Here is a 16,513-nt window from a genome sequence, read left to right as displayed (position 1 = left end):
ATGCTGAGCCGAACCGCCGACAACCTGTTCTGGATGTGCCGCTACATCGAACGCGCCGAGAACACGGCCCGCATGCTGGACGTGAACCTGCAAATGTCGCTGTTGCCGCAAGACACGCAAACTCGTGAGGGCTCGTGGCTGGGCGTGCTGCGCATCTCCGAACTGCAAGGGCTGTACCAAAGCAAGTACGCGTCGATCTCGCCCGGCGACGTGCTGCAATACATGGTGCGCGATCCGGAAAACCCTTCGTCGATCTATTCCTGCATGCGCGCCGCCCGCGAAAACGCGCGCGCCGTGCGTGGGAGCCTGACGACCGAAGTCTGGGAAACCTACAACACCACCTGGCTGGAGCTGCTCAAGCATCTGCATACCGGCCTGCTGGAACGCAATCCCGGCGAATTCTTCGAATGGGTGAAGTTCCGCTCGCATCTGGCGCGCGGCGTCACCATCGGCACCATGCTCGAAGACGAAGCGCTGTACTTCCTGCGCATCGGCATGCACCTGGAGCGCGCGGACAATACCGCCCGCATGCTGGACGTGAAATTCCATGAACGCGCCAGCCATGCCGCCGCTACCGAATCGCGCGGCGAGGCATCGGGCAACGCCGCGCTGCAAAGCGAGTTCTACCGATGGTCGGCGCTGCTCAGTTCCGTGTCCGGGCTGGAGATCTACCGCAAGGTGTACCGCGACGTCATCACGCCGGACCGCGTGGCCGAGTTGCTGATCCTGCATCCCGACATGCCGCGTTCGCTGCTGGCCTCGATGCGGGCAGTGTCCGAAGACCTGGCGCGCGTGTCCAACCAGCGCTCAACGGAAACCCAGCGACGCGCCGGCATGCTGTGCGCCGAGCTGCAATTTGGCCGAGTCGAAGACATTCTGGATAGCGGCCTGCACCAGTATCTGGACCATTTCCTGGACCGCATCAACGATTTGGGCAACCGGATCAGCCAGGACTTCCTGGTCCCGCTGTCGGCATAACACGGAGACAGCACCATGAAACAGTTCATCACGCACGTCACGCATTACCGCTACACCACGCCGGTCACCTACAGCATCCAGACGCTGCGCATGACCCCGCGCGATGACGAGCACCAGCGCGTGCTGCGCTGGAACATCGAAGCACCCGGCGCGCTGGAAAAGCAGATGGATGCGTATGGCAACATCACGCACACGCTGACTCTGAACCGCCCTCATACCGACATCGAGCTGCGCGTGGTGGGTCAGGTGCAGGTGTCGCCGCTGACGCGCGGCCTGCTCGGCAGCGAAGACAGCCGCCTGCCCGTGCATGCCTATTGCGTGCAGACGCCCCTGACCCAGGCCGACGACACCATCCTCGCCTTCGTGCGCGGCGTGCTGCCCAACGGCCTGACCACGCCGGACGACATCCTGCTGCTGGCCAACGCCATCAGCGACCGCGTCGCCTACGAGCCGGGCACCACCGACGTCACCACGGCCGCCAACCAGGTGCTGGCGATGGGCCACGGCGTCTGCCAGGACCACGCGCACCTGTTCCTGGCCTGCGTGCGCGGCCTGGGCGTACCCGCGCGCTACGTCAGCGGCTACGTCCACACTACCACCGAACACTCGGCCAGCCATGCCTGGGCCGACGTGTTCCTGGCCGACGTCGGCTGGACCAGCGTTGACATCACCAACCGCCAGTTCGCGTCGGACAGCCATTGCCGGCTGGCCGTGGCGCGGGATTACGATTCGGCCTCGCCCGTGCGCGGCGTCCGCAGCGGCGGCGGCGACGAATCCATGGAGATCAGCGTGCAGGTGCAGGTTTCCGGCCAGCAATAACCGTCGCGCCCACGCCGCAATACAATGCGGCGTGGTTTCTTTGAATGATCGATCATGACTTATTGCGTAGCCGCCCGCCTCGACGCCGGCCTGGTATTCCTCTCTGACTCCCGCACCAACGCCGGGGTGGACCAGATCAGCGTCTTCCGAAAAATGACCGTCTTCGAGCGTCCGGGCGAGCGCGTCATGGTCCTGATGACCTCGGGCAACCTGGCCATCAGCCAGGCCGTGCTGCATGCGTTGGTGCGCCAGCACGAAGTCGGCGGCGAAACCATCTGGAACGCGCCCGACCTGTTCGAAGCCACCCGCTGCGTGGGCGCGGCGGTGCGCGAGGTCTACCACCGCGAAGCGCCCGCACTGCACGAGCAAGGCGTGGAGTTCAACGTCAGCCTGATATTCGGGGGACAAATCGGCAACGAAGGTTGCCGCCTGTTCCAGGTCTACGCGGCGGGCAATTTCATCGAAGCCAGCCAGGAATGCCCGTACTTCCAGATCGGCGAAGCCAAGTACGGCAAGCCCATCCTGGACCGCGTGCTGCGCCCCGACACCTCGCTGGACGAGGCCGCCAAGTGCGCGCTGATCTCCATGGATTCGACCTTGCGCTCGAACATCTCGGTGGGCCTGCCGCTGGACCTGCTGGTCTATGACACGGGCGCGCTGCGCGTTACGCATTTCGCCAGCATCGACGAACGCAACGAATACTTCCGCATGATCCGCGGCACCTGGGGCGAGCGCCTGCGCCAGGTCTTTGCCGAAATCCCGGACCCGCTGTGGACCAACCCGGACGATCCCGGATCGCTCGTGCCGCCCAGCCGCGTGCACCAGCCGCTGCGCGTGGATCCGGCCGATGCGCCCGCGCCCGACAGCTATCCCAACCCCCAAGTGCTGGCGCAGGATCCGGGCAAGGATCAGGCCAATTAAGCGGCACCCGCGTTAACCCGGCTTTCCGTCGGCTGAAACCCGGCTTGCGAAACGGCGAATTCTCATCCTTGTTCTGACGGGCCACACTGGGCCCACCAGAAAACCACAAGGAGCGAGACATGCCCCACTTTTTCGCGCGCGCGGCCACGCGTGCTGCCTGGCCCGTGCTGGCCTTGTCCTGCCTGACCTGGGGCTCGGCCAGCGCGCAAGGCGCTTACCCGAACCATCCCATTTCGCTGGTCGTGCCGTTCGCGGCGGGCGGGCCGACCGACGTGGTGGCGCGCAGCCTGGGCGCGTCGATGGCCAAGACGCTGGGGCAAAGCATCATCATCGAAAACCGCACCGGCGCGGGCGGCACGCTGGCTTCGCAGCACGTGGCTCGCGCGGCCCCCGACGGCTACACCTTCCTGATTCACCACAACGGCATGGCGACCGCGCCGGCGCTGTACCGCAAGCTGTCGTTCAATCCCCTGACCGACTTCGCCTACGTGGGCCAGGTGGCCGACGTACCCATGACGCTGCTGGGCCGCAAGGACCTGCCGGCCGACGGCATGGCGGGCTTCATCAAGTACGCACGCGAAAACGGCAACAAGATCAACCTGGCGAACGCGGGCCTGGGCGCGGTGTCGCAGCTGTGCGGCATGCTGTTGCAGGAATCGCTGGGCGTGCAGTTCACCACCGTGCCCTATGCCGGCACGGCTCCCGCGATGACGGCGCTGTTGGGCGGCCAGGTCGACGTGCTGTGCGACCAGACCACGCAGACCATTCCCCAGATCAAGGCGCAGCGCGTGAAGCTGTATGGCGTGACGACACTGGATCGCATCAAGACACTGCCGGACGCACCGACGTTGCAGGAAGGCGGCTTGAAGGGGTTCGAGGTCAAGGTCTGGCACGGCGTCTACGCGCCCAAGGGCACGCCTCCAGAGGCCATCGACAAGTTCAACGCGGCGTTGCGCGCGGCGCTGAAAGACCCGGCGTTCTCGCAGAAAATGGCGGAGCTGGGCGCGGAGATCGTGCCCGAGGCGAAGCAGACGCCCGAAGGTTTGCAAACGTGGTTGCAGTCGGAAGTGGATAAGTGGGGCACCGTTATCCGCAAGGTGGGCGTGTACGCGGATTGATACGCGCGGGGCGCGGCAAGGCTGGCGGCAATCCTGTCCGGCCTCGTTCCCTGCGCGCCGTCCACGCTGGCCGTCGACGCTGGCCCCCCAACGCACGCCGCACAAAGAAAAGGCCCGCACATGATGCGGGCCTTGCGTTGCCTGGACTGCCTCGCGCGATTACAGCGCGAGTTCCTTCCACACCGCCAGCGGTGCATCCGCGTGGTTCAAGGTGTAGAAATGCAGGCCGGGCGCGCCGTTGTCCAGCAAGGTCTGGCACAGCTCGGTCACCACATCTACGCCAAAGGCGCGGATGGATGCCTTGTCGTCGCCAAACTCGGCCAGGCGCAGACGGATCCAGCGCGGCACTTCCGCGCCGCACATTTCAGAGAAGCGCAGCAGTTGCGTGTGGTTCGTGATGGGCATGATGCCCGGCACGATCGGCACCTGCACGCCCTTGGCCTGGGCCCGGTCGACAAAGTCGAAGTAGGCGTCGGCGTTGAAGAAATACTGCGTGATGGCGGCGTCGGCGCCGGCTTTCACCTTGCCTACGAAATGATCCAAATCGGCCGACGGATTGGCGGCTTGCGGATGCATTTCGGGATAGGCCGCCACTTCGATGTGGAACCAGTCGCCCGTTTCCTCGCGGATGAACGACACCAGTTCGCTCGCGTAGCGCAGCTCGCCCGCGTCGCCGCCCATGCCCGAGGGCAGGTCGCCGCGCAGGGCCACCACGCGCCGCACGCCTTCGCTCTTGTAGGTCTGCAAAATGTCGCGCAGATCTTGACGCGTGGCGCCCACGCAGGACAAGTGCGGCGCGGCGTCGCAGCCCAGGTTGCGCAGCGTGCGCACGGCGTCGGCCGTGCCGGCGCGCGTGGAACCACCCGCGCCGAACGTCACGCTGACGTACTTGGGCTGAATGGCCAGCATCTGCTTGGCCGCGCGCACCAGCCGTTCCTGGCCGGCCAGGTCGCGCGGCGGAAAGAACTCCAGGCTGAAAGCAGGGGTAGTCGAGTCAGACATTAGGGGATCAGTTTGGTAAGCAGGCCAGAGATGATGCTGTACAGAATGGCACCGCCCACGGCCCACCAGAACCCGTTGACCTGGAAGCCTTTCAGCACGGAGCCGACGAACCAGAACAACAAGGCATTGATGACGATGAGGAAGAGCCCGAGCGTGACGATCGTGATGGGCAGCGTAAGCAGCACCAGCACCGGCTTGACCAGCATGTTGACCAGGCCCAGCACCAACGCCGCGATCAGCGCTGATCCGAAGCTGGCCACGGCGATGCCGGGCAGCAGGTAGGCGACGGCCAGCAGCGCCACCGCGTTCAGGATCCAGACGAGTATCAATGTCACCATGTTCGAACTCCTGTGTTGTCGCTCCGCGGCCCCGTCTTCAGCCTGCAAAAACGGGGGGCTCCGCGGTTCGGAAAGCCCGCGCCGACATGGCGCGGCATTTTCCTATTGTGCTTGGACCCGATCAATAACGGTAGTGCTCGGGCTTGAAAGGACCTTCGACCGGCACGTTGATGTAGTCGGCCTGATCCTTGCGCAGCGTCGTCAGCTTCACACCCAGCTTCTTCAGGTGCAGGCGGGCGACCTTCTCGTCCAGGTGCTTGGGCAGCACATAGACTTCGCCGGACTTGTAGGCTTCGTTGCGCGTGAACAGTTCGATCTGAGCGATGGTCTGGTTGGCGAACGAGGACGACATCACGAACGACGGGTGGCCGGTGGCGCAACCCAGGTTCACCAGGCGGCCTTGGGCCAGCAGGATGATGCGCTTGCCGTCCGGGAAGATCACGTGATCGACTTGCGGCTTGATCTCTTCCCACTGGCAATCGGCCAGGCCGGCGACGTCGATTTCGTTGTCGAAGTGGCCGATGTTGCAAACGATCGCCTGGTCCTTCATGGCGTTCATGTGCTCACGCGTGATGACGTGGTAGTTGCCGGTGGCGGTGACGAAGATGTCGCCATGCGCGGCGGCTTCTTCCATCGTCACGACCTTGAAGCCTTCCATCGCGGCTTGCAGGGCGCAGATCGGGTCGATTTCAGTGACCCAGACTTGCGCGCGCAGCGCGACCAGCGCCTGCGCGCAGCCCTTGCCCACGTCGCCGTAACCGGCCACGACGGCGATCTTGCCGGCGACCATCACGTCGGTGGCGCGCTTGATGCCATCGACCAGCGATTCACGGCAGCCGTACAGGTTGTCGAACTTGGACTTGGTGACCGAGTCGTTCACGTTGATGGCGGCAAAGGCGAGTTCGCCCTTTTGCGACATCTGGTACAGGCGATGCACGCCGGTGGTGGTTTCTTCGGTCACGCCCTTGATCTGGGCCAGACGCGTCGAATACCACTTCGGGTCGCGCTTGAGCGTTTCCTTGATGGCGGCGAACAGGATGCGCTCTTCGTCGCTGCCCGGGTTGGCCAGCACCGAGATGTCTTTCTCGGCCTTCGTGCCCAGGTGCAGCATCAACGTGGCGTCGCCGCCATCGTCCAGGATCATGTTGGCTTGCTGGCCATTGGGCCATTCGAAAATCTTGTGGGTGTACTGCCAGTACTCTTCCAGCGTCTCGCCCTTGACGGCGAACACCGGCGTGCCCGAGGCGGCGATCGCGGCGGCGGCGTGGTCTTGCGTCGAGAAGATGTTGCACGAGGCCCAGCGCACTTCAGCGCCCAGCGCCACCAGCGTTTCGATCAGCACGCCGGTCTGGATGGTCATGTGCAGGCTGCCGGCAATGCGGGCGCCCTTGAGCGGCTGCGCGGCGGCGAATTCTTCGCGGATGGCCATCAGGCCAGGCATTTCGGTTTCGGCGATGGCCAGCTCGCGACGGCCCCAGCCTGCCAGCGACAGGTCGGCAACCAGGTAATCGGAGAAGGATTTATCAGTAACAGCGTTCATGGTGTGTAGGCTCCACGTGAATATCGAACGGCGCACGATATGGCCGGACAACGCGAATACACCACGACAGTCGAGTGCTCGCCTTTCCCGCCATATGCGACAAAGGTGAGCGCCGTTGCTGTAGCGACGCGCAAGGCGCGGCGCTTGAACAAGGATTCCTGAGCCTGGCGAACCGGGTTTCACGCGGGGTGTGCACGATGCCGTGCAGGGCGGGAACCACGAGGTCGTCGCAACGCTCCTCAGGATTGCCGGGGATTGTACCGGTTTGGCCGATGGTGCGGAAATGCGTCCCTGAAAAAAATCGGGTCATCCGGCGCGCGCGGGCGCGGGGCCGGCAGCGGATCGCGGCGCGGCCGGCGACAGCGGGACCAGCGCGTCCAGCAGCGCCGCCGCCACGCCATCCCAACTGCGGGTCAATGCATGCGCGCGCACGGCGTGGCGATCCAGCGACAGCGCGGCGCGGCAGGCATGGGCAAGGTCGTCGTCCAGGCAGCCAGTGACGCCCTGCTCCACCACCGCCAGCGGCGCCTCGCTGCGAAACGCCGCCACGGGCGTGCCGCAGGCCATCGCCTCCAGCATGACCAGGCCGAACGTATCGGTCAGGCTGGGAAAGACGAACACATCGGCGGCGGAATACAGGGAAGGCAGCGCATCATCCTGCTGCATGCCGAGGAACACCGCATCGGGAAAGCGCTTTTGCAGCCGCGCCTGATCCGGTCCCGCCCCCACCACAACCTTGCTGCCCGGCAGGTCCAGCGACAGGAACGCATCCAGGTTTTTTTCTCGCGCCACCCGGCCCACGCTCAGAAATATGGGGCGCGGCAGATGCGCGAGCGCCGTGCGCGCCAGTGGCTGGAACTTGTGCGCGTCCACGCCGCGCGACCACACTTGCAGATTGGCCAGACCGCGCCGCACCAGCACGTCGCGCACCGTCGGCGTGGGCACCAGCACGCATCGGGACGGGCGATGAAACCAGCGCAGATAGCGCCACGGCAAGGCGGCCGGTATGCCCATGCGCGCTTGCAGGTAGTCGGGAAACATGGTGTGGAACGATGTCGTGAACGGCCAGCCGCGCGACAAGGCCATCCGGCGCGCCGCCAGGCCCAGCGGGCCTTCGGTGGCGATGTGCAGCGCGTCGGGAATGGTGTCGCCCAAGGCATCGCCCAGGACGCGGCGCAGTTGCCGCCCCGGTTGCAGACACAGCCGCAGCTCGGGTTCGGAAGGGGCCGGCATGGTGCGGCTGCCTTCCGGGCTGACCACGATCAGCTCGTGGCCCCAATCGCTGAGAATCTGCCGCATGGTCGTCCAGGTGCGGACGACGCCATTGACTTGCGGATGCCAGGCATCCGTAACCAGAACGATGCGCATGATAGGGCCGGAAGTGGGCGATACCGCGATTTAGCCCGCCCGATGTGACAGCCCCAAGACGGTTGCTGCAACCGCCTGCCCCGCGCCTCAGTTATTGCGCCGGGGATACCCTTGCGCCTTGATGCGCACCCAGACGTCGCGCTTTTCCTCTTCCGTCATGAATACCCAATTGGCGACTTCCATGGCGGTGCGGCCACACCCTCGGCAGATGTCATCGAACAAGGTCGAGCAGACGGCCACGCAGGGGGAGTCGGTCGCCTTGAAGACACGTTGCGCGTCTTCAGGCGAAGGCAATTCGGAAAGATCAGCGAAGTAACGATTCATGGGGCGAAGGTTACCACCAGGGTTATGTCCCTTTTTGGATAGCCCTTACGCCCACCCTGGCTTGATTGACAGCCGCGCCTAGCGCCATCCGAAGAACGCGGCGGCCTCGTCCAGCAGCGCGTCGGGGCACTCTTCGGCCAGGTAATGCGCTCCCGGCAGCGCCTTGCCCGAGACGTCCTCGGCGATGGCGCGCCACAGCGCCAGCACGTCGAAATTCCTGCCCACCGCGCCGCGCTCGCCCCACAGCGCCCGCACCGGCATGCGCAGCCGTTCGCCCTGTTCGCGGCCCGCGCGATCATGGTCCAGGTCCACCGTGGCCGACGCGCGGTAATCCTCGCAGATGCCGGTCGCCCAGCCGGGCAGGCGCGCCGCGCGTTCGTACTCGGCCATGGCTTCGGCGGAAAAGTGCACCAGTCCGCCCGGCCGCCCGCCCATCACCGAGCGCAGATAGAACACGGGGTCATGCTCGATCATCGTCTCGGGCCCTGGCGCGGGCTGGATCAGCCAGAACCAATGGAAGTACGCCTGCGCGAACGCGCGCGTCGTGCCCTCGTACATGTCCAGCGTCGGCGCGATATCCAGCAGCATCATGCGCGAGACCGCCTCGGCGTGGTCCAGCGCCAGCCGGTGCGCAACGCGCGCGCCCCGGTCATGGGCCAGCACCTCGAAGCGCGCATGGCCCAGCGCCTGCATCAGCCCGATCATGTCGGCGGCCATTTCGCGCTTGGAATGCGCCGTATGCCCCGGCGTGGCCGGGGGCTTGGTGCTGTCGCCATAGCCGCGCAGATCGGCCGCCACGCAGGTGCGATGCCGCGTCAATTCGGGCCACACGCGGTGCCAGATCGCATGCGTTTGCGGATGGCCATGCAGCAGCAGCAAGGGCGGGCCCGACCCATCGATGCGCGCGGCGATCTCAACGCCATTGGTCTGGATGCGGCGCACCGGCAAGTCAAAGAATGCGGTCATGGATAGTGCCTCCCTGGGGTCAGCGCCCCGTGTTGTCCAGCCGGTCGCGCACAATGCGCGCCACATCCTTCATCCACGGATGACGCGCCCAGTGCGCCGCCTCGAACCGCTCGACCTCGGGCAGTTGCGACAGCGACGCGCCCACCATGTCCTGGCCCTGCGCGTACATGCGGCGATGGCGTTCCGGCAAGGCGAAGCCCGCCGTCCACCCGTCGGCGGCGCGCACCTGCCCCGCCATGACGTCGATGGACACGCGGTTGGCGTCCGGCTGCTGCGTATTGGACACCCGCGCGAGCAGCGCGTCGACCTCGGGCGCCGCCAAGCTGACCAGCAGCAGCCCGTTGTTCACCGCGTTGAAGTAGAAGATCTCGCCAAAGCTGGGCGCGATCACGGCGCGGATACCGAACTGCTGCAAGCCCCAGACCGCGTGCTCGCGGCTCGAACCGCAGCCAAAGTTCGGGCCGGCCACCAGCACCGAAGCGGCGGCATACGCCGCCTGGTTCAGCACGAAGCCGGGGCGCGGCGCGCCGTGCTCATCAAAGCGCAGGTCATACAGCAGGCCCTGGTCCAGCCCGGCCTTGTCGATGATGCGCAGAAACTGCTTGGGCATGATCTGGTCGGTGTCCAGATTGGAAAACGGCAGCGGCGCGGCGATGCCCTCGATCAGCGGATTCATTGCGTGTGGCTCCAGTCACGGACATCGACGATGCGGCCGCTCAGTGCGGCGGCGGCGGCCATCGCGGGGCTCATCAGGTGCGTGCGCCCTGCCCGTCCCTGGCGGCCTTCGAAATTGCGGTTGGTGGTGGATGCGCAGCGCTCGCCCGGCCGCAGCACGTCGTCATTCATGGCCAGGCACATCGAACAGCCAGGTTGGCGCCACTCGAAGCCGGCTTCGATCAGCAGCGCCGCCAGCCCTTCGGCTTCGGCCTGCGCGCGCACCGCGCCCGAGCCGGGCACGACCATGGCGCGCACGCCGGCCGCCACCTTCCGGCCGCGCGCAAGATCCGCCACCACCCGCAGGTCCTCGATGCGTCCGTTGGTGCAGGAGCCGATGAACACGCGGTCCACGGGCACACCGGCAATCGGCGCACCGGCTGCCAGGCCGATGTAATCGATGGCCTTTTGCAGCGCCAGGCGCGCCAGCTGGTCGGGTTCGGCGAGCGGGTCGGGCACATGCCCGGTCACGGGCACGGCTTGATCGGGGCTGGTGCCCCAGGTCACGAAGGGCGCGATGTCGGCGGCGTCGAAGACGTGTTCGGCATCGAAGCGCGCCCCATCGTCCGTGCGCAGCGTGGCCCAGTAATCGCGCGCCTGCGCCAGCGAGTCACCGTGAAGTTGGGCAGCGCGTGCCGTCACGTAGGCGTCGGTCGTGGCGTCCGGCGCGATCAGCGCCGCGCGCGCGCCAGCCTCCACCGTCATATTGCATAGCGTCATGCGGGCTTCGGCGGACAAGGCGTCGATGGCCGTCCCGCAGTATTCCACCGCGTGTCCGCGCGCGCCCTGCGCGCCGATCCGATGCACCACGTAGATGACCAGATCCTTGGCGGACACGCCCGCGCCCAACGTCCCATCGACGCGGATGCGCATGTTGCGCGCCACGCGATACACCAGCGTCTGCGTGGCCAGAATGTGTTCGACTTCGGACGTGCCGATGCCAAAGCCCAACGCCCCCAACGCGCCATAGGTGGTCGTATGGCTATCGCCGCACAACACCACCATGCCGGGCAGGATCATGCCGTGTTCAGGCGCGATCACATGTTCGATGCCTTGCAACGGGTCGGTCGTGTCGAACAGGGCAATGCGCTGCGCGTCGCAATTGCGTTTCAGGTTGAGCGCCTGCCGCGACGACGCCTCATCGGCGATCACCCGCAACGCCGACGGCACGGGATGGGTGGGAATGATGTGGTCCACCACCGCCATCTGCTGGCCCGGCCGCAGCACGGCCCTGCCGCGCGCGGCCAATCCGCTGAAGGCTTGCGGGCTGGTGTACTCGTTCATGATGTGCAGATCGACGTACAGCAGGATGTGCTCGTCGTCGATGCGGGCCACCTCATGGCTGGCCACCAGTTTGTCGTACAGCGTCATGCCGGGCATGTCTTGCTTCCTTGTGTCTTGCTTGCCTGAATCCGGTCGCCCGCCTGATGCGGGCGCGTCTTGCGATGTCATTGCAGTGGCTGGCCCGCCGTCGGCAGCGCCGCATCGATGGCGCTGCATCAGCGGGCCAGAAAATCAAAGGTCCCGAGATCCAACAATCCGAAATCAGTTGGCCTCGATGCCGGCGTCTTTCACGACGCCGGCCCAGCGCGTCATTTCGGCTGCCACCATGTCATCCGTCTTGGCGGGCGTAGAGACCAGCGGGTCAAACCCTTCGCGCTGCATGCGCGCCTTCAGCTCGGGCGATTGCAGCGCCTGGGCCAGCTTCGCGTTCAGCGTGTCGATCACCGGCTGCGGCGTGCCCGCCGGCGCGCTGACGACGAACCACGTATTGAATTCATAGCCGGGCAGGCCGGATTCCGCGATGGTCGGCACGTCGGGCAGCAGCGGCGAACGCGTCGTGCCGGTCACCCCCAACGCGCGCAGCTTCTTGCCGTCCACCTGCGGCTTGGCGGCGGATAGCACCGGAAAGCTCATCTGCACCTGTCCGCTGATGGTGTCCACCATGGCCGGACCGCCGCCCTTGTACGGCACGTGCAGGATCTGAGTCTTGGACACCGACTTGAACAGCTCCGCCGCCATATGGAAGGTGCTGCCCGTGCCGGCCGAGCCGAAGCTCAGATCGTTGGCGGGACGCGCGCGCACGTAGGCCAGCAGTTCACTGACGTTGGCCACGGGCAAGGTGTTGGTCACCGTCAGCACATGCTGCGAGGTGCCCACCGTGCCCACCGAACGCAGGTCTTTCTTCGTGTCGAACGGCATGTCCTTGAACAGCGCCGGATTGATGGCGAGCGACATGGTGTTGATGGCCAGCGTGTAGCCATTGGGCTGCGCACGCGCGACGGCAGCCATGCCGATGTTGCCCGACGCGCCCGCACGGTTTTCGACGATCACGCTCTGCCCGAGCGCGCGCGCCCACGCGTCAGAGATCAGCCGCGCGGCGATGTCCACGCTGCCGCCCGGCGCGAACGGCACGACCAGCGTGATGGCGCGGTCGGGAAATGCGTCGGCGGCGCCAGCCGGAAATGTCCAACAGGTTCCGATGGCAAGGGCCGCGCACCAGGCACGGGCGACAGGTGTGAATTTCATTGTTTGTCTCCTCGGTGGACCACGTCAGGAACGCCCCGCGCGGCTCTATATGGGAAAGGCCAGTGTATAAGCCGGTTCGATTCTTATAATTCGCGGTAAAACTAAATCTTTATTAAATTGAATTTATAAATAGGCGCGTGGGCGCGTATAGGCCATGGACGCACTTTCCGATCTCGCTTTCTTCTCGCTGGTGGTCAAGCACGGCAATCTGTCCGCCACCGCCCGCGAGCTGGGCCTGACGCCGCCCGCCATCAGCGCGCGGCTGGCCCGTCTGGAACAGCGGCTGGGCGTGCGGTTGCTGAACCGCACCACGCGCCGCGTCAGCGTGACGCAGGAAGGCGAGCTGTACCTTGCCGAAGGCGGCCGCATCCTGGCGGACCTGGAAGCGCTGGAACGCTCGGTATCCAGCGCCCGCGCCCAACCTCAGGGCTTGCTGCGGCTGAACGCCACCTTTGGTTTTGGCCGCGCGCACATCGTGCCCGCCGTGTCGGATTTCGCGCGTCAGTATCCCGACGTCGAAGTGCTGATGCGCCTGACCGACCGGCCGCTGAACCTGATCGAAGAAGGCTTCGACGTCGCCGTGCGGTTTGGCGACATGCCCGACGCCCGGCTCACCGCCCGCAAGATCGCTTCGAACCGCAGGCTGCTATGCGCCTCGCCGCGCTACCTGGACACCTACGGCGAACCCCGCACGCCGGGCGACCTGCAACGGCACCGCTGCATCGTCGTGCGCGAGAACGACGTCGCCTACGGCACCTGGCGGCTGCAAGCCGGCCAACGCGCCGAAACCGTCAAAGTGCGCGGGCCGGTCAGTTCCAACGACGGCCAAAGCGCGCTGGAATGGGCGCTGGACGGCCACGGCATCGTCATGCGCTCGGAATGGGAAACCGCCGCCTATCTGCGCGAAGGCCGGCTGCGTGAAGTGCTGTCCGACTGGCGCACCCCGCCCGCCGACATCCACGCGCTATACCCGGAACGCCTGAACCTGCCCGCCAAGACGGTGGCCTTCGTAGAGTTCCTGGCGCAACGCTTTGCGCGGCATTTGAAGGGGGCTGGGGCGGGCGGCGGCTGTTGGTGACAAAATGAGCACCCTTTTGTAGCCCCAGGGCGACAAAAGATTTAGACTCGAGCGATATTGATGCCCGAGGGCCACAAAATGACCACGGGCACCAGCGAACGCTGGAAGACATCCTTGCCGAACAGCGGCGCGTGGAATAGCTAACGAAGCTGATGCACATGTCCGCTGGCATGGCAGCTCAAATTTCATCAATCGCCGTACTCGCCGACGTCCCTGCCGGGGCGTCGGCCGCGCCGATGGCGTAGCGGTCGCGCGTGGTGACGTAGAAGCTTGCGCCGAATCGCCCCACCGGGAAGTAGTCTTGCAATCGCACGCGCCAGGTTTCAGTGTCGATCAGGCCATCGCGTGCGTGCAGCCAGCGGACCTGGCCGATGAAGATCTGGCGGCTGGCGGTTTCCATGGTTTCGTACAGCGTGCATTCGAACGCCACGGGCGCCTGCACGATGCGCGGCGGCTTGACGTGATGGCTGGGCGCGGCGTCCAGGCCGGCGTGGGCCAGCTCGCTGATGTCGGCCGGCAGGCGGTCGCCGCAGCGGTGCATTTTTTCGGCCATGGCTTCGTCGGTCAGGTGCACCACGAATTCCTTGTCGCGCGCGATGTTGCGCGCCGTGTCCTTCAAGCCGCCGTCTTCCAGGCGGTTGATGCTGACCATGACGATGGGCGGGTCCTCGCCCAGCATGTTGAACATGCTGAACGGCGCGGCGTTGACCACGCCGGTGTCCGACAAGGTGGTGATCAGCGCGATGGGCCGGGGCACGATCAGGCTGGCCATCAGCTTGTAGCGCTGGTACTCGGTGATTGCGTCGAAATCGATTTCCATATCAGGCCAATCCCAGCATCTGGGCAAGGGTTTGCGCGGGCTGCGGGCGCTCAAGGCTGATGCGCCGCTCCAGGTCCGCCAGGTGGTTGTCATTGATCTTCACGGCTTCGGCCACCTCGCCGCGTTCCATCAGGTCGACGATCGACACGTGTTCGCCGTGTTCGCACGCCGCATTGCCGGGCGGTTCGTACAGCGCCACGATCAAGGAGCAGCGCGACACCAGTTCCGCCAGGTAGCCGTGCAGGATGGCGTTGCCCGAAAGTTCGCCCAGCCGAACGTGAAAGGCGCTGGCCTGGCGCGCCCAGGCGGGCTGGCCCGCGCGATGCAGCAAGGCGTGCTCGTCGCGCAACTGCTTGCGCAGCGAGGCGTAGTCGGCCTTGGTCGCGCGTGCGACGGCCAGCGGCAAGAGCGCCGCTTCCAGCGCGCGGCGCGCCTGGAAGATCTGGCGCGTGTCTTCGGGCGTGGGCTCGGCCACGACGGCGCCGCGGTTGTGATGCAGGTCCACCACGTGCTCGTGCGCCAGCCGCTGCAAGGCCTTGCGCGCCACCGAGCGCGACACGCCAAACAATTCGCAGATGGCCGCTTCCGGCAGCTTCGTGCCGGGCGTGAGCCGCTGACTCATCACGCTTTCATACACCGCTTCGCAGATGCGGCGTTCCATGTCGTTGTCGGGCGCGCCCTCGGCAGGAACGGCCGCCACGGTGGGCGGCGGGTCGATCTTGTCACGGGTGGCGGGCTTGGCGCGGGGCTTGGCGGTCTTTCGGGTGGGCATGCTGGACTCTGGCAATAAAGGGCAAGGCGGGCAGAGGAACGGGACAAGGCGACGGATAAGCACGATGACGGCCCGGCCATTACAGCCGGGCGATCACCTCGGGCGGCAAGCTGTCCACGTGGCGGTAGATGTCGCCAGGCGTGGTGAACCAGATTTCGCCCCGGTCACGCGCGGCGGCCAGTGGTTCCAGCGCCCGCCGCAGGTGACGCAATCGATACGGCTGCCCGACGATGTAGGGATGCAGCGCGATGCCCATCACCAGCGGCTGGCGAGCGGACTGCGCACGCATTTCCTCGAACTGATCGAGGATCATATCGGCAAAGTCGCGCGCGTCCATCTTGCGGCCCATGATCATCGGAATGTCGTTCAGCTCCTGCGGATACGGGATGGCCCACAGGTCGCCCGCGCGGGTGCGCATGCGCATGGGCTGGTCGTCATGGCACCAATTCAGCGTATAGCGGTAGCCGGATTCGGCCAGCAAGTCGGGGGTCGCGCGGCTTTCCGATATCCACGGCGACAACCAGCCCGCCGGGGCCTTCCCGGCGTGCCGCTCGATGCGGTCGCGGCAATGCGCCAGCAATGCGCTTTCGTCGTCCTCGGACAAGCCGCCCTGCCGATGCGCGTTGCTGAAGCCGTGGCCGATCAATTCATCGCCGCGCGCGTGGAACGCATCGATCAGTTCCGGGCAATGGTCATACAGCGCGGTGTTGATCAGTACGCCAGCGGGCAGGCGCAACTGGTCGAACAGCTCCAGGCAGCGCCACGCGCCGACCCGGTTGCCGTATTCACGCCAGGCGTAGTTCAGCACGTCGGGATGCGGCGATGCCGGGCCCAGTTCGGCCCCCAGCCCTTCCCCAAACGCGAAGTGCTCGATGTTGAAACCCAGGTAGACGGCCAGGCGCGCGCCGTTGGGCCAGACGTAGTCGGGCCGGCCGGCGATGCCCTGATACGCGAAACGGCCATGGCAGGCCAGCGCGTCGGGCGTCCACGCGGGGACGTCGTCACGCCCCGGATTAGTGCTTGCAAGCAAGGTTGGATTCATTTTGGTGCAAATCCTGATGCATGATTGTTAACAAAATTTCGGTCGCTTTGGAAACAAAACCAAGCTTTGACGCAGACAAACCACGCTCAAAGACGCTGCATATCCCCGTGCGGCAGAGCGATCGCCGCGACTCCGGGCCGGCTGGGCACGGGTGGCATGGATCTTGCATGGGCTACGCAAGCAG

17 protein-coding genes and 1 riboswitch are annotated in these 16,513 nt (G+C 65.7%); of the genes, 5 read left to right on the top strand and 12 right to left on the bottom strand.

Going from position 1 to position 16,513, the window contains the following annotated elements; all coding sequences use genetic code 11:
* The 4 genes from API01S_RS25510 (at position 1) to API01S_RS25495 (ending at position 3,836) form a co-directional block, all read left to right on the top strand.
* On the top strand, positions 1-978 hold the full coding sequence (locus API01S_RS25510) for an alpha-E domain-containing protein (protein ID WP_006216367.1): 978 nt from the start codon (positions 1-3) through the stop codon (positions 976-978).
* A 15-nt stretch (positions 979-993) separates the two neighbouring features.
* Positions 994-1,797, top strand: coding sequence for a transglutaminase family protein (locus API01S_RS25505; protein WP_006216368.1), 804 nt, complete (start codon positions 994-996; stop codon positions 1,795-1,797).
* Positions 1,798-1,851: 54 nt separating this feature from the next.
* Complete coding sequence (locus API01S_RS25500; protein ID WP_006216369.1) at positions 1,852-2,718, top strand: proteasome-type protease; 867 nt, start codon at positions 1,852-1,854, stop codon at positions 2,716-2,718.
* 119 nt (positions 2,719-2,837) lie between these two features.
* The gene (locus API01S_RS25495) at positions 2,838-3,836 is read left to right on the top strand and encodes a tripartite tricarboxylate transporter substrate-binding protein (protein WP_061306473.1); all 999 of its coding nucleotides are present in this window, start codon (positions 2,838-2,840) and stop codon (positions 3,834-3,836) included.
* 159 nt (positions 3,837-3,995) lie between these two features.
* Here API01S_RS25495 and metF read toward each other — a convergent pair whose 3' ends face one another.
* The 9 genes from metF to API01S_RS25450 form a co-directional block, all read right to left on the bottom strand.
* Positions 3,996-4,838, bottom strand: a complete 843-nt coding sequence (gene metF / locus API01S_RS25490; protein WP_006216371.1) for a methylenetetrahydrofolate reductase [NAD(P)H] — start codon at positions 4,836-4,838, stop codon at positions 3,996-3,998.
* Positions 4,838-5,173: a phage holin family protein gene (locus API01S_RS25485; protein WP_006224804.1), complete on the bottom strand. Its 336-nt coding sequence runs from the start codon at positions 5,171-5,173 to the stop codon at positions 4,838-4,840. Before API01S_RS25485 ends, metF begins: the two co-directional genes overlap by 1 nt.
* Before the next feature lie 124 nt (positions 5,174-5,297).
* Complete coding sequence (gene ahcY / locus API01S_RS25480) at positions 5,298-6,716, bottom strand: adenosylhomocysteinase (protein WP_006216373.1); 1,419 nt, start codon at positions 6,714-6,716, stop codon at positions 5,298-5,300.
* Positions 6,717-6,816: 100 nt separating this feature from the next.
* Positions 6,817-6,963: riboswitch (S-adenosyl-L-homocysteine riboswitch) on the bottom strand.
* A 59-nt stretch (positions 6,964-7,022) separates the two neighbouring features.
* Positions 7,023-8,084, bottom strand: a complete 1,062-nt coding sequence (locus tag API01S_RS25475) for a glycosyltransferase family 4 protein (protein WP_061306472.1) — start codon at positions 8,082-8,084, stop codon at positions 7,023-7,025.
* A gap of 87 nt (positions 8,085-8,171) precedes the next feature.
* Positions 8,172-8,408: a DUF1289 domain-containing protein gene (locus API01S_RS25470; RefSeq protein WP_061306471.1), complete on the bottom strand. Its 237-nt coding sequence runs from the start codon at positions 8,406-8,408 to the stop codon at positions 8,172-8,174.
* 78 nt (positions 8,409-8,486) lie between these two features.
* Positions 8,487-9,374, bottom strand: coding sequence for an alpha/beta fold hydrolase (locus API01S_RS25465; protein ID WP_061306470.1), 888 nt, complete (start codon positions 9,372-9,374; stop codon positions 8,487-8,489).
* A 19-nt stretch (positions 9,375-9,393) separates the two neighbouring features.
* Entirely contained in the window at positions 9,394-10,050 is a 657-nt protein-coding gene (leuD, locus tag API01S_RS25460; RefSeq protein WP_061306469.1) for a 3-isopropylmalate dehydratase small subunit, read from the bottom strand.
* Positions 10,047-11,468 (bottom strand): 3-isopropylmalate dehydratase large subunit, encoded by a 1,422-nt coding sequence (leuC, locus tag API01S_RS25455; RefSeq protein ID WP_061306468.1) that lies wholly within the window; start codon positions 11,466-11,468, stop codon positions 10,047-10,049. The genes leuD and leuC overlap by 4 nt, the downstream gene beginning before the upstream one ends.
* 165 nt (positions 11,469-11,633) lie before the next feature.
* Positions 11,634-12,617 (bottom strand): tripartite tricarboxylate transporter substrate binding protein, encoded by a 984-nt coding sequence (locus API01S_RS25450; protein WP_061306467.1) that lies wholly within the window; start codon positions 12,615-12,617, stop codon positions 11,634-11,636.
* 154 nt (positions 12,618-12,771) lie between these two features.
* Here API01S_RS25450 and API01S_RS25445 point away from each other — a divergent pair, with 154 nt between their 5' ends.
* Positions 12,772-13,695 carry a LysR family transcriptional regulator gene (locus API01S_RS25445; protein WP_061306466.1) on the top strand — a complete coding sequence of 308 codons (924 nt, stop codon included), beginning with the start codon at positions 12,772-12,774 and terminating at the stop codon, positions 13,693-13,695.
* 178 nt (positions 13,696-13,873) lie between these two features.
* Here API01S_RS25445 and API01S_RS25440 read toward each other — a convergent pair whose 3' ends face one another.
* The 3 genes from API01S_RS25440 to API01S_RS25430 form a co-directional block, all read right to left on the bottom strand.
* On the bottom strand, positions 13,874-14,515 hold the full coding sequence (locus API01S_RS25440; RefSeq protein ID WP_006216383.1) for a flavin reductase family protein: 642 nt from the start codon (positions 14,513-14,515) through the stop codon (positions 13,874-13,876).
* A 1-nt stretch (position 14,516) separates the two neighbouring features.
* Complete coding sequence (locus API01S_RS25435) at positions 14,517-15,287, bottom strand: GntR family transcriptional regulator (RefSeq protein WP_061306465.1); 771 nt, start codon at positions 15,285-15,287, stop codon at positions 14,517-14,519.
* Positions 15,288-15,366: 79 nt separating this feature from the next.
* On the bottom strand, positions 15,367-16,329 hold the full coding sequence (locus API01S_RS25430; protein WP_061306464.1) for a polysaccharide deacetylase family protein: 963 nt from the start codon (positions 16,327-16,329) through the stop codon (positions 15,367-15,369).
* Positions 16,330-16,513 lie beyond the last annotated feature (184 nt).

This window comes from Achromobacter piechaudii NBRC 102461, assembly GCF_001571245.1.
GTDB lineage: Bacteria > Pseudomonadota > Gammaproteobacteria > Burkholderiales > Burkholderiaceae_B > Achromobacter > Achromobacter piechaudii.
This window is presented reverse-complemented; position numbering and strand designations above follow the sequence as displayed.